The organism is Catellatospora aurea, assembly GCF_042663325.1.
Classification (GTDB): domain Bacteria; phylum Actinomycetota; class Actinomycetes; order Mycobacteriales; family Micromonosporaceae; genus Catellatospora; species Catellatospora aurea.
On record NZ_JBHTAC010000001.1, the window covers coordinates 272,902 to 285,895 of the forward strand.

The window sequence follows — 12,994 nt, forward strand, 5'->3', positions numbered from 1 at the left end:
GCGGGCGACGGAACTCACGGTGCCCTGCGTTCGGTGTCACCGGTGGCTGAGACACGGTACGGTTGTCCACCATGTCCGCCTTCACCCCCGGTCTGAAGCTGCACGACCGCTACCTGCTCGACCGCCGCATCGGCAGCGGCGGCATGGCGGAGGTCTGGCAGGCCCACGACCTCGTGCTGGGCCGCCCGGTGGCGGTGAAGGTGCTCGCCGGCCCGACCGCCGCCGACCCGGCCCTGCGCGCCGGGGCGCTGCGCGAGGCCCGCTCGGCGGCGCAGCTCACCCACCCGCACATCACCGCCGTGCACGACTTCGGCGAGGTCACCTTCCCCGACGGCCACGTCGAGCCGTACCTGGTCATGGAACTGCTCACCGGCGAGTCGCTGGCCGAGCTGATGGCCCGCGGGCCGCTGGGCTGGGCGCGGGCCGCCACGATCGGCGCGCAGGTCGCCGGGGCGCTGGCCGCCGCGCACGCCCGGGACGTGGTGCACCGCGACGTCAAGCCGGGCAACATCATGATCACCGCTACCGGCGCGAAGGTGCTCGACTTCGGCATCGCGGCGATGACCGGCCTGCCCGACGCGACCGGCGTGCTGGTCATCGGCACCCCCGCGTACGCGGCCCCGGAGCGGCTGCGCCAGAAGGCCGCCGATCCGGCCGCCGACGTGTACGCCCTCGGGGTCCTGCTCATCGAGATGGTGACCGGCCGCCGCCGCAACGGCATCGAGTCCTGGGAGCAGTTCGAGGCCGAGCACGCCCGCCCGCGGCCGCTGCCCGCCCTGCCGGGGGTGCCGCCGGCGATCACCGCCCTGATCGCGGCCGCGGTGGACCCCTCCCCCGCCCGCCGCCCGCGGGCCGCCGACCTGGCCCACGCCCTGGGCGGCCTGTCCGTGCCGACCGCGTCCGCCCCGACGACCGCCGTCGCCGGGCCCAGCCCGACGCTGCTCGCGCCCACCGGCGGCGCGATCGCCGGCGCGGCCCGGGTGCCCGCCCCGGCGACCCGGGTGCAGGCCGCACCGAAGGCCCGGCCGACGCCGCCGGTGCGGGTCAAGCGCAGCCGCAAACCTCTGCTCGCGGTGATGCTGGTGATGGCGATCATCCTGATCAGCGGCGTACTCATGATCATGTCGGCACTGCGCGAACCGCTCGACGCCAGCGCCACCCCGACCAAGTCGCCGAACCGGCCCGCCCGGACCACGGCGGCCCCCAAGCCCAGCCCCACCCCTGAGCGGGGTGGCCCGTTCCAGGCGGTGCAGCTGCTGTCGGACCTCAACGACGCCGTGCAGAAGCTGCGCGACACCGAGGTGATCACTCCGAAGCAGCGGACGGAGCTGACGAACGGGCTCAAGAACATCTCCACGAAGATGCTCCAGGGCGACTGGGCAGAGGCGCGCAAGCGGGCCGAGAACCTGCAGAAGAAGGTCGAGGGCTGGGCCGCCGACGCCGAGGACGACGCCAAGGAGGCGTACGAACCGGTGCAGAAGCTGCTCGACGAGCTGGAAGAGCTCGCCAAGCGCAACAGCTGAGCCACATCGCGGCGGCGCCCGGTGCCCGGGCGCCGCGCCGTGCTCAGCGCGGCAGTGCGCGCTGCAGCTCGGCCCGCAGCGCCGGGGTGAGGATCTCCCCGGTCTGCTTGGCCAGCCGCGCCATCTCGAAGCCGACCACGCCCAGGTCGGCGTCGCCGTCGGCGACCACCGCCAGCACCGAGCCGTCCCGGATCGCCATGGTGAGGTAATAGCCCCGCCCCATCTCGATCACCGTCTGGCGCACCTCGTCGCCGTCGGACAGCTGCGCCACGCACCCGGCGATGCCGATCAGCCCGGAGGTGACCGCGGCCAGCTGGTCGGCGGTGGCCCGGTCGAGGTCCGCGGAGACCGCGACCACCAGCCCGTCCGAGGACGCCACGACGGCGTGGCGGGCCCCCGGCACCCGGTCGGCGAATCCGGCCACCAGCCAGTTGAGATCCTGGGCCGGTTTGCTGAGCGTCGCAGTGGTCATGGCTCCCCCTTGATGTCGTCCGGCGGCGTCCCCGCGCCGTCTCCGGCCTGGCCGCGCCGTACTCCCTCGTACAGCCGGGTCAGCGTGGCGGCCGTGGCCGCCGGGTCGGGCTCGCGCCGACGTTGTGGAACGCGCGGCGTTTCAACGGTGGCCGGGCGCTCCGGTGCCGCGGCGGGCGGCTCCGGCGGGGCCGCGGGCTCGGCAAGCAGTGCGGTCGGCAGCTCGACGGCGGCGCGCACGCCGCCACCCGGGCACAGTGACAGACCCACCCGCACCCCGTGCCGGGCCGCGAGATGGCTCACCACCACCAGGCCCATCCGCTCGCTGACCGCCACGTCGACCTCGGCGGGCACGGCCAGCAGCGCGTTCGCCTCGGCCAGCGCCCGCTCGCTGAGGCCGATGCCCTCGTCGACGATCTCGACCAGGGCCCCGTCCGGCCGGGCGTGCGCGCTCACCCGCACCGCCGTGTGCGGGGCGGAGAAGGCCGCGGCGTTGTCCAGCAGCTCGGCGAGCAGATGGCCGATGTCCGCGGCGGCGTGCCCGGCGATGTGCAGCGAGTCGTCGACGTCGGCGCGGACCCGCTCGTACTGCTCGATCTCGGAGAGCGCGGCCAGCACCAGCGCCGCGAGCGGCACGCCCTCGCGCCACCGCCGGCGCGGCTCCGCCCCGGCGAGCACCAGCAGGTTCTCGTCGTTGCGGCGCAGCCGGGCGGCCAGGTGGTCCAGCTTGAACAGGGCCGCCAGCCGGTCGGGGTCGCGCTCGTCGCGCTCCATGTCGTCGAGCAGGCGCAGCTGCCGCTCCACCAGGATCTGCGAGCGCCGGGCCAGATTCGTGAAGATCCCGTTGACGGTACGCCGGGAGCGGGCCTGCCGCAGCGCGAGCGTGACGACGCTGCGGCGGGCCTGCGCCAGAGCCGCCCCCGCCGCGACGAACTCGTCCGCGTCACCGGCCGGTGGCGCGGGCACGTCCTCGCCGGTGTCCTCACCGTCACCGGCACGCAGCCGCTCGAAGGTCACCGGCACGTCCTCGGCCAGCGCGAGCGCGTCCCGCCGCAGTCGGTCGACGGCGGCCAGCAGTTCCCGGCGAGCGGCGAGCGCACCCCGGATCAGCGCCGCCAGGACCAGCACCGCGCCGACCCCGAGCACGCCCACCCAGCGCCAGGCGACGTCCTCGGCGTGCGCGGCGCCGTCGATCCGGAGCTCCACCAGCTCTCGCCAGCTCAGCGCATCGGCCACGGCCCAGGCCAGCAGCGCGCCGGCGGCCACCGCGAAGGCTGCCGTCGGCAGCGTGACCGCGACCGCGAGACGGGAACCCGCCCGCTGGCCGCGCGTGTCGTCCGCCACCGGCCCCTCCCCTGCCTCGGCTGAACCACTGCCACCATTGGTGACTCGCGGTATGTTACCCGTCACACAATGAAAAGTGGATAGGTGAGCGCGAATGTGACACCCCACCCGGTGAGGCTTCTGGACAGTCGCGCGCGACGCCGGTACGGTTACCGCCATGACTTCCAACCGCAACCTGTGGTGGCGCGCCCGACCGGCGGCCATCGACACACGCGGGTAGGCAAACCCACACCGCGGCCGCCTCGACGAGGCGGCCTTTGCTTTATCGGTCGCCCGGCGCACGGCCACCCGAACCGGGAGACCATCGATGAACCTGCTCCACGATCTGCTCGGCGCGCCCGACCCGGGCCCGTTCGCGCTGCTCCGACGCGAAGGTTCCGAGCACCTCGAGGTGCTGCGAGGTCCGCTGTCCACCGTGGCACGGCTGGCCGACATCCCCCTGCCCGAGCACGCGGACGGCGACGAGGCCGGACCCCGCACCCTCGCTCTGGTGCCCTACCGGCAGCTCGCCGAACGCGGCTTCGACCGCATCGACGACGGCACCCCGCTGGCCTGCCTGACCGTCGAGTCGTACGACCGCATCCCGCTCGACGAGGCCCTCGCCGCGCTGCCGGACACCGTGCCGGACGTCACCGACCTCGGCTTCGACATCGACGACGCCGCCTACCGGGAACTGGTCGCCGCGGTGCTGCGCGACGAGATCGGCCACGGCGCCGGGTCCAACTTCGTCATCCACCGCACCGCCCGCGCCCGCACCGACGCCGACCCGCGCCTGCTCGCCGGGGGCGCGCTGCGCCGCCTGATCTCCGGCGAGCGCGGCGTGTACTGGTCGTTCCTCGTGCACATCCCGGGTGAGCAGGGCCGCACGCTGGTCGGCGCGTCACCGGAACGGCACGTCAGCGTCGACGACGGCCTGGTGATGATGAACCCGATCTCCGGCACGCTGCGCCACCGCGACCTCGCGCCCGGCCTGGACGGGCGGGAGACGCTGCTGGGCTTCCTCAGCGACCGCAAGGAGATCAACGAGCTGTCCATGGTGCTCGACGAGGAGCTCAAGATGATGGCCGTGGTCGCCCAGCGGGGCGGCCAGGTGCTCGGGCCCTACCTCAAGCACATGACGCACCTCACCCACACCGAGTACCTGCTGGCCGGCCGCACCGACCTGGACGTGCGCGACGTGCTGCGGGAGACGATGTTCGCCCCGACGCTGACCGGCAGCCCGATCGAGAACGCCGCCCGTGTCATCGCCCGCTACGAGACCACCGGCCGCGCCTACTACGCCGGGGTGCTGGCGCTGCTCGGCCGCGACGCCGACGGCAGGCAGACCCTGGACGCGCCGATCCTGTTCCGCTGCGCCGACATCGCCGCCGACGGGACCATCGCCGTCAAGGCGGGCGCGACGCTGGTGCGCGACTCCACCCCGGACGGTGAGGTCGCCGAGACCCACGCCAAGGCGGGCGGCGTGCTCACCGCGCTCGGCCTGCGCACCGCGCCGGCCGCGCACTCCGACGCCGACATCAAGGAGCTGGCCGCCGACCCGGCGGTACGCGCCACGCTGCTGGCCCGCAACGAGCGGCTGTCCCGGTTCTGGCTGGCCGAGCGCGCCCCCGAGCCGGTGACCGGGCCGCTGGTGGGCCGCACCGCGCTGATCGTCGACGCGGAGGACACCTTCACCGGCATGCTCGGGCACGTGCTGCGCTCGCTGGGGATGCGGGTCACCGTCCAGCCCACCACGGCCCTGGGCGGGCTCAGCTCGTACGACCTCGTCGTGGCCGGGCCGGGCCCCGGCGACCCGGCCGACGACAGCGACCCGCGCGTGGCGACGCTGGGCCGGGTCGTCGAGGAGCGGCTGTCCCGCCGCGCGCCGCTGCTCGGCGTGTGCCTGGGCCATCAGGTGCTCAGCCGCCGCCTCGGCCTGCCGATGCACCGCCGCGACGTGCCCTACCAGGGCCTGCCGTGCGACATCGACCTGTTCGGGGTGACCCGCCGGGTGGGCTTCTACTCCACCTTCACCGCGGTCGCCCCCGCCCCCACCATGCCGACGGCGTACGGCGACCTGCAACTGTCCATCGAGGACGGCACCGGATTCGTGCACGCGCTGCGCGGGCCGGGCTTCGCCGGGGTGCAGTTCCACCCCGAGTCGGTGCTCACCGAACACGGTCCGGAGCTGCTCACCGAGCTGGTGACCGGCATCTTCACCCCCGCCGGGGTCGCCTGAGGCAGAGTTATCCACAGATCGCGTGAGGGGCGTTGTGCCGCCCCTCACGCGCTGCCACTCTCGATGGCGTGACACAGCTGACGAGTGATCCCGCGCGGACCCTGCGGCTCGCGGCGGACCTGGAATCCCTGGCCACAGCCCTGCACCGGACGCAGCCACCGCCGCCGGAGCGTCCGTCCGGAATGGACACCGGCGTCGCCACGGCCCACCTGGCCGCGGTGCGCGCGGCGACCGCCGCGCTCACGGCGCTCGCCGACGGCCTGCTCACCGACGCCGACCGGCTGCTGCTCGTCGCGGCCACCCACCGGCGCGCCGAGGAGCAGACCGCCGCGAACCTCGACCGCCTGCACGAACCCGCCCACCCGAGGGGCATGTGGTGACGCGCCACATGCACCCGGGACGGTGTGCCGAACCGTGCGCCGCCCGAGCCGATGCGCGGAACCCGCGCACGGGTGCCCGATGAAGCCGGACGCGCCGCCGGTCCTCGTGATGGCGTTACCGCCGCTGTGGTCGCTGACCGTGCACCAGACGCCGCTGCTGGCCGCCGCGACGCGCTGGCGGTCCTGCGCCGCGACGGCCGGGCAGACCGCCGACGGGCTGGCCGAGTCCACCGCCGCGAGCGCCGGGTGGAGCGGCGCGGACGCCGCCGCCTTCGAGGATCGCCGCAGGAACCTGGTTCGAGGCGCAGCGCTCGCGGCCGACCTGGCACTGCGGTCGGCCACCGCGCTCGAGGCGCTGGCCGGGCGGCTGTCTTCGGTGCAGCGGCACCTGGACGAGTCGCTGGCCCGGGTCGCCGCGGTGGTGCCCTGCCAGGGCGGCGCGGAGCGAGTGCTGTTCTTCGCGCAGGGACCGGCGCACGCGGCACGGGTGCACGCGGCCGCGGGCGAAGCGGCCGACCTGCGTGGCGACCTCGCTTCGGCGACCCGGCAGGCCGAAGCCGCGCTGGCCGCCGCCACGGCGGGCTGGCATCGGCTGGCAGCCATGTTCCCGCCCGCCGCCGAGCCGCCGACGCCGGAGCCGTCGGAGACGGTCGTGGTGCGCGCCGACGGCGTGACACTGGTGAACACCGGCGCGAACGGCGACGACGTGCTGGTCACCGTCGACGCCTTCGGGCAGCCGCTGGTGCTGGTCGGCGGGGTGACGGTGGCCGCGGTGCCGGACGGGCGGCTGGTGCTGCGCACCGGTGCCGGCGACGACCGGGTGCGGATCGAGCCCGCGGTCGCGGCAGCGGTGACGGTGCTCGCCGGGGCGGGCGACGACCTCGTCGACGGCGGAGACCTGCTGCACGGCGCGGACGGCGCGGACACCCTGCTCGGCCGGGACGGCGACGACCTGCTGCTGGGCGGCGACGGCCGGGACTACCTCGACGCCGGGGCGGGAGCCGACACGGCCGACGGCGGGCTCGGCGACGACACCGTGTACGGCCTGAGCGGTGACGACACGCTGCGCGGCGGCACGGGCCGGGACCACCTGTCCGGTGGGCGCGGCGACGACCTGGTCATCGGCGGCGACGGCGACGACGTGCTGGTCGGCGGTGCGGGCGCGGACCGGCTCGACGGCGCGGCCGGGGTCGACCGCGCCTACCGCGACCTGGCCGACCCGGCGGGCGACGCCGAGTTCTCGCATGTCGCGCCGCAGGTGACGCCCGGCGGCGGGATCACGGTCACCGGCTCGCCGGACTTCGCCGAGCGGATCGAATCCGATCTGGACCTGCTGCGCGCCTCGCCGACCGGCCGCCGCATGCTGGCCGAGCTGGACACGGCCCTGGCCGCCGGCGACGGCTGGCTGCCCGGCGACGGGCCGGACACGCTGGAGGTCAGGGAGCTGCCGTTCGGCACGGCCAACGGCTTCGCGGGCGTCGCGCCCGGCGACACCGACCGGCACGTCATCGGATACGAGCCGGGTTTCCAGGGGCTGCCCGGCGACGCGCCGCCGGTCGTGGTGCTGTATCACGAACTGGCGCACGTCTGGGACGACCTGGCCGGCCACCAGCGCACCGGGGCGGGCTCGCGCGATGACGTGATGTGGAACGGCTCAGGCTGGGTGCCGGTGCCCGACCGGGAACGGGCGGCCGTCGGCCTGCCGATCGACGATGACGGGGATCCGACAACACCGGAACGGCTGGACCCGTATCACCCGTACCCGCTGACGGAGAACGCGCTGCGCGATGAGCTGGGCGTATCCGGCAGGCAAACATACGGCACGCCGCGCCGCCGTGCGTGACCCCGCCGCCACCGTCTGCTATGGAGGTCCAGCCGATTGCATCCGGACGCCATAGTTTGACACAGTGTGCGCGCGTTGATCGCAACGCGACGTTGTGGTGGTCAGGGGAGGAACAGTAATCATGATGGGTCCACAGCACGCGCTGTCCGGCGCGGCCACGTGGCTGGCCGGGTCCTGGGTGGCCGCGCAGTTCTTCGACTACCCCCAGTCGGCCACCACGATCGCCGTCGGCGCCGCGGTGTGCGCGGGTGGGGCACTACTGCCTGATCTGGACATGTCCGGCAAGGTGACCAAGGGCCAGGGCGGCTCGACCGTCTCCCGCAGCTTCGGCGTGGCCTCGCTGTTCGTCGCCGAGGTCATCGAGAAGATCTCGGTCGGCGTGTACACGGCCACCAAGTTGAGCAAGGATCCCGACCGGCACAACGGCCACCGCACGCTGACCCACACGCTGCCGTTCGCGGCGCTGATGGGCTTCGGCTCGATCTGGCTGTGCACCCGGTACGGTCGGTGGGCCGTGATCGGCATCCTGTTCTTCATGTTCGGCTTCGCGCTGCGCGGCCTGTTCGACAAGTGGGCCGACCGGGCCGGCTGGGTCATCGTGACGATCACCTCGGGAGCCGCTGCCTACTTCGCGTTCAACTTCCTGCCCAGCGAGAACCGCGGGTACCCGATGATCGGCCTGGCGGTGGGGGTCGGCTGCATCGTGCACCTGATGGGCGACATCGTGACCCGGGCCGGGGTGCCGATCCTGTGGCCGATCCCGACCGGTCGGCGCATGTGGCGCATGATCGGCCTGCCGGACACCTTCGCGATCGAGGCCGGCAGCAAGGTGGAGACGACCGTGCTGCGCACCGTCTTCACCATCATCTCGCTGGTCGCGGGTGCCGGCCTGCTGGCCCCCGCGCTGCTCAAGCGCTTCGACATCGAACTCTGACCGTCACTTCGCGTCGCCGTAGGAGTCCACGACGGCGACCGTGAGCGGGAACCGCACGGGCGAGCTGCCGAACAGCAGCTCGCCCGTCGCTTTGGCGCCGGCCTCCAGGGCGGCCACGACAAGGTCGGCGTCTTCTTCCAAGCAGTGCACGATGACCTCGTCGTGCTGGAAGAAGACCAGCTCGGCGCTGGTGTCCCAGAGCCGGGCGCGCAGCGTGGCCAGCAGCGACGCGGCCCACTCGGCGGCGGTGGCCTGGATGACGAAGTTGCGGGTGAAGCGGCCCCGCGAGCGGCCCGACGCGCCCTCGTCGGCCCACGACGACTCCAGCGACGACGGCGGGCAGGTGCGGCCCAGCCAGGAGCGCACCAGGCCGCCGGTCTCCCCGGTGCGGGCGGCCGCCTCGACGTACGCCCAGGCCTTCGGGTAGCTGCTGCGCAGCGCCGCGATCGCGGGAGCGGCCGCGCCGCCGGTCTGCCCGTACATCGCGCCCAGCAGGGCCAGCTTCGCGGCGGCACGGTCGCCCTTGAACGCCTCGGCGGCCAGCACGGCGTAGAGGTCCCCGGCTGCCGCGGCACGGGCCAGTCCGGCGTCACCGGACACCGCGGCGAGAATGCGCGGCTCCAGCTGCCCCGCGTCGGCGACGACCAGCCGCCGGCCGGGTTCGGCGCGGGCCGCGCCGCGCACCGCCTTGGGGATCTGCAGCGCTCCCCCGCCCCGGGTCGCCCAGCGCCCGGTGACCACCCCGCCCGGCACGTACGCGGGCCGGAAGCGCCCCTCCCGCACCCACTGCTCCCGCCAGCTCCAGCCGTGCGCGGTCCAGATCCGGTAGAGCTCCTTGTACTCCAGCAGCACCTCGATGACCGGGTGGTCGACCGCCTTCAGCACCCAGGACCGGGTGTTCGGCACCTCGATCCCGGCCCGGCGCAGCGCCTTGCGCAGCTCGGCGGGCGAGTCCGGGTGCAGCCCGGGGGCGTTCAACAGCTCGGCGATCCGCCCCGACAGCTCGGCCAGCCGCCGCGGCGGCCCGCCCACCGGCGACGGCTCCCCGAGCAGCCCGACCAGGATCTCGTCATGGGCGCGGGCCTGCCAGGGCAGACCGACGTGCCCCATCTCGGCCGCGATCAGCGCGCTCGCCGACTCGGCCGCCACCAGCAGCCGCATCCGCGCCGGGTGCTCGACGGCCGCGGTCCGGGCGAGCTGGTCGCGGTACACCGCCGCCAGCGCGTCCAGCGGGTCCACGCCGTCCGGCACGGCCACCGGGGCGGGCGCGTCCCCGAACAGGGTGCCCTGCAGATCCCCGGGCGGCTGGGCCGGACGGGCCGCATGATCGGCGGGCACCGGCGCCCCGACCAGCCGCGCGTACGCCGCCGCCGCCGACCGCGGCTCGCCGTACCGCCCCGCGTACCCCAGCAGCAGCGTCTCGGCCAGCTCGACGTCGTGGCACCGCCGCACCCGCACCCCCGCCGCCAGCAGCGGCCCGTACACCTGCTCCGTAGACCCCCACAGCCACCGCGGCCCGCCCGCCTGCTCCCGATCGACGACAGCGGCAGCGAGATCTTCCACGGCCTCCACGGGCCCGCTCGGCCCACCCGCGGCGTCCAGCGACCGCAGCAGCCCCCCGCCGCTGCCGTCCGCCACCACCGCGATCACCGCCACGCCGCCCATTGTGCTGGTCGGGGCAGACATCCCGAATCGGCTCCAGCCACGCCGACGGACGGCTATATAGAAGTCATGACCGAATCCAGGCCCGTGTTCGACCGGATCGGCGCGACCTACAGCGAAGCCTTCGCGGACCGCCCCGGCCAGCTCGCCGCGGGCCGCTGGCTGCTGGACCGCCTCGCCGACCGCGAACACCCGCTCGTCCTGGACGTCGGCTGCGGCTCGGGCACGCCCACCGCCCGCCAGCTCATCGACGGCGGCTGCCACGTCGTCGGCATCGACACCTCACCGGTCATGCTCGAACTCGCCCGCCACACCGTCCCCGAGGCGATCTTCGTCGAACGCGACCTCTTCGACCTGGACGGCCTGCACCCCACCCAGCAGCGCTTCGACGCCGTCGTCGCCTTCTTCTCCCTGCTCATGCTCTCCCGCGCCGACATAGACAAGGCCCTGGAGGACATCCACCACGTCCTCGACCCCACCGGCTACTTCGCCATCGGCATGGTCGAAGGCGACTCCGACCACCTGATGAGGGATTTCCTGGGCACCCGAGTCCCCCTCACCGCGTACCCCCGCGATGACCTCCGCCACCTCCTCAACCGCCACGGCTTCACCGTCGAAGACCTGGTCACCGACCTCTGGGAACCCGCCCTGCCCACCGTCGACGCCCAACCCCAAACCCACCTCTACGCCTACTGCACCGTCGCCCGCCCCTACTGAAAAGCGACGATCTTGCGTGGGTGACCCCCACGCGGACGCGTCAGGGGCCACTCGCGCAAGATCGTCGCGATCTTGGAGCGAAGAACGGGGTGGTGCGGGGTTACTTCACGGCGCCGGCGGTGAGGCCGGACTGGATCTGGCGCTGGAAGATGGTGTAGACGACGATCATGGGGATGATCGCGATGGAGAGGGCGGCGAAGAGGGCGGGCCAGTCGGCCTGGTAGCCGGCGGCAGTGGAGATGTTGGCGATGCCCTGGGTGAGCAGCCACTTCTCCTGGCCCTCGGCGCCACCGGGGAGCAGCGAGACCGGCAGGACGTACTGGTTCCACTGGCCGATGATGTTGAAGATCGTGATGCTGATCAGGCCGGGCTTGGCCATGGGCATCATGACCCGGAAGAACAGCTTGGTGTGCGAGGCGCCGTCGATCATCGCCGCTTCGGCGACCGCGTTCGGGAGCGTCTTGAAGAACGCGGCCAGGAAGAAGACGGTGAACGGCAGCGAGTAGGCGATGTACACCAGGATCAGGCCGGTGTGCGTGCCGAGCAGGCCCAGCTCCTGCACCACGATGTAGAGCGGGGTGAGGGCCAGGTAGACCGGGAAGGCCAGGCCGGCGACGAACAGGAAGTAGATGATCCGGTTGCCGACGAACTCGTAGCGGGCCAGCACGTAGGCGGCCATCGCGCCCAGCAGCATGGTGCCGAACGTCGAGCAGGTCACCACGATCAGGCTGTTCAGGAAGTACGTGCCGACCTTCGCCTCGGTCCAGGCGCGGGCGAACGAGTTGAAGTCCCAGTGGCTCGGCAGCGCGAACGGGTTGCCGATGAAGATCTCGGTGTTGTTCTTGAACGCGGCCAGGAACGTGAAGATCAGCGGGTAGATGATCAGGATCGCCCAGACGGCCAGCGCGACGTGGGACAGCTTGTTCAGGACGCCGGCGCTGGAGCGCTTCTCAGACTTGTTTGCCACGACAGACCCCGCTCAGTGCTCGACCGCGTTGCGCTTGCCGCCCCGCAGGGACAGCACCGCGAAGATGATGGTGAAGACGGCCAGCGCCACGCCGAGCGCCGACGCGTAGCCGTAGTCCGACTCCCGGATGCCCGACTTGTAGATCTGCACCGGCAGCACGGTGGTGGCCCCGTCCGGGCCGCCCTCGTCGATGGAGAGCACCATCACCAGCGCGAACGCGTCCATGGCCAGGATGCCCAGGTACACCCAGGCGACCTTCACGGTCTCCATCAGCAGCGGGATGGTGACCCGGAAGAAGATGGTGACCCGGCTGGCGCCGTCCATCACGGCCGCCTCGTAGATCTCGGCGGGGATGCTCGACATGCCTGCCGCGAACAGCACCACGTAGAAGCCGACTGCCTGCCAGACCAGCACGCCGAGGATCGACCATAGGCCGTACTCGGCCATGAACTGCACCGCGTCCACGCCGAACAGCTCGAGGAAGCGGTTCAGGATGCCGCTGCCGTCCGGGGCGTACACCCGGCCGAAGATGACGCCGACGATGACCACGGCCAGGACCTGGGGGAGGAAGAACACCACCCGGTAGAACTTCGACCCCCAGACCCCGGTCATGACGCCGCCGCGGGTGCCCCCGCCCATGTTCAACAGGAACGCGAAGAACAGGGCGAGGGCGATCGTGATCACCGGCAAGGTGACCAACAGGAAGACGTGGTGCTTCGCCGCCAGCCATACCTTGTCGTCGTCGAGGAGCTTCTGGAAGTTCTCCAGGCCGACGAAATCGAAATCCGGGGACAGACCGCTCCAGTTCGTCATGGACACCTGGACCGCCGCGGCGATCGGGCGCAGGACGAACATGCCGTACAGGGCGAGTGGGGCGATCAGGAACCCGATGACGAACGGGTATTTACCTTGCCGCATGATCAACTACTCCGGCT

At 72.9% G+C, this 12,994-nt stretch carries 11 protein-coding genes; 6 read left to right on the forward strand and 5 right to left on the reverse strand.

Features of this window, described 5'->3' with window-relative positions; all coding sequences use genetic code 11:
* The first annotated feature begins 71 nt into the window (after nucleotides 1–71).
* On the forward strand, nucleotides 72–1,523 hold the full coding sequence (locus tag ACFQO7_RS01295) for a serine/threonine-protein kinase (RefSeq protein ID WP_376804593.1): 1,452 nt from the start codon (nucleotides 72–74) through the stop codon (nucleotides 1,521–1,523).
* A 43-nt stretch (nucleotides 1,524–1,566) separates the two neighbouring features.
* Here ACFQO7_RS01295 and ACFQO7_RS01300 read toward each other — a convergent pair whose 3' ends face one another.
* On the reverse strand, nucleotides 1,567–1,995 hold the full coding sequence (locus tag ACFQO7_RS01300; RefSeq protein WP_203694514.1) for a roadblock/LC7 domain-containing protein: 429 nt from the start codon (nucleotides 1,993–1,995) through the stop codon (nucleotides 1,567–1,569).
* Nucleotides 1,992–3,338, reverse strand: a complete 1,347-nt coding sequence (locus ACFQO7_RS01305; protein ID WP_376804594.1) for an ATP-binding protein — start codon at nucleotides 3,336–3,338, stop codon at nucleotides 1,992–1,994. Before ACFQO7_RS01305 ends, ACFQO7_RS01300 begins: the two co-directional genes overlap by 4 nt.
* A 307-nt stretch (nucleotides 3,339–3,645) precedes the next feature.
* Here ACFQO7_RS01305 and ACFQO7_RS01310 point away from each other — a divergent pair, with 307 nt between their 5' ends.
* The 4 genes from ACFQO7_RS01310 to ACFQO7_RS01325 all read left to right on the forward strand — a co-directional run bounded on the left by ACFQO7_RS01310 (nucleotide 3,646) and on the right by ACFQO7_RS01325 (nucleotide 8,713).
* Entirely contained in the window at nucleotides 3,646–5,556 is a 1,911-nt protein-coding gene (locus tag ACFQO7_RS01310; RefSeq protein WP_376804595.1) for an anthranilate synthase family protein, read from the forward strand.
* Nucleotides 5,557–5,624: 68 nt separating this feature from the next.
* On the forward strand, nucleotides 5,625–5,936 hold the full coding sequence (locus ACFQO7_RS01315; protein WP_376804596.1) for a hypothetical protein: 312 nt from the start codon (nucleotides 5,625–5,627) through the stop codon (nucleotides 5,934–5,936).
* A gap of 79 nt (nucleotides 5,937–6,015) precedes the next feature.
* A complete protein-coding gene (locus tag ACFQO7_RS01320) occupies nucleotides 6,016–7,779 on the forward strand; it encodes a M91 family zinc metallopeptidase (protein ID WP_376804597.1) in 1,764 nt (587 codons plus the stop codon).
* 121 nt (nucleotides 7,780–7,900) lie between these two features.
* Nucleotides 7,901–8,713 carry a metal-dependent hydrolase gene (locus ACFQO7_RS01325; protein WP_376804598.1) on the forward strand — a complete coding sequence of 271 codons (813 nt, stop codon included), beginning with the start codon at nucleotides 7,901–7,903 and terminating at the stop codon, nucleotides 8,711–8,713.
* 3 nt (nucleotides 8,714–8,716) lie between these two features.
* Here the strand turns inward: ACFQO7_RS01325 and ACFQO7_RS01330 are convergent, their stop codons facing one another.
* Complete coding sequence (locus tag ACFQO7_RS01330; protein ID WP_376804704.1) at nucleotides 8,717–10,378, reverse strand: bifunctional 3'-5' exonuclease/DNA polymerase; 1,662 nt, start codon at nucleotides 10,376–10,378, stop codon at nucleotides 8,717–8,719.
* 66 nt (nucleotides 10,379–10,444) lie between these two features.
* Between ACFQO7_RS01330 and ACFQO7_RS01335 the strand changes: the two genes are divergently transcribed.
* The gene (locus ACFQO7_RS01335; RefSeq protein ID WP_376804599.1) at nucleotides 10,445–11,092 is read left to right on the forward strand and encodes a class I SAM-dependent DNA methyltransferase; all 648 of its coding nucleotides are present in this window, start codon (nucleotides 10,445–10,447) and stop codon (nucleotides 11,090–11,092) included.
* A gap of 100 nt (nucleotides 11,093–11,192) precedes the next feature.
* Here the strand turns inward: ACFQO7_RS01335 and ACFQO7_RS01340 are convergent, their stop codons facing one another.
* A complete protein-coding gene (locus ACFQO7_RS01340) occupies nucleotides 11,193–12,059 on the reverse strand; it encodes a carbohydrate ABC transporter permease (protein ID WP_376804600.1) in 867 nt (288 codons plus the stop codon).
* A gap of 12 nt (nucleotides 12,060–12,071) precedes the next feature.
* Nucleotides 12,072–12,977, reverse strand: coding sequence for a carbohydrate ABC transporter permease (locus ACFQO7_RS01345; RefSeq protein WP_376804601.1), 906 nt, complete (start codon nucleotides 12,975–12,977; stop codon nucleotides 12,072–12,074).
* Nucleotides 12,978–12,994: the final 17 nt, after the last annotated feature.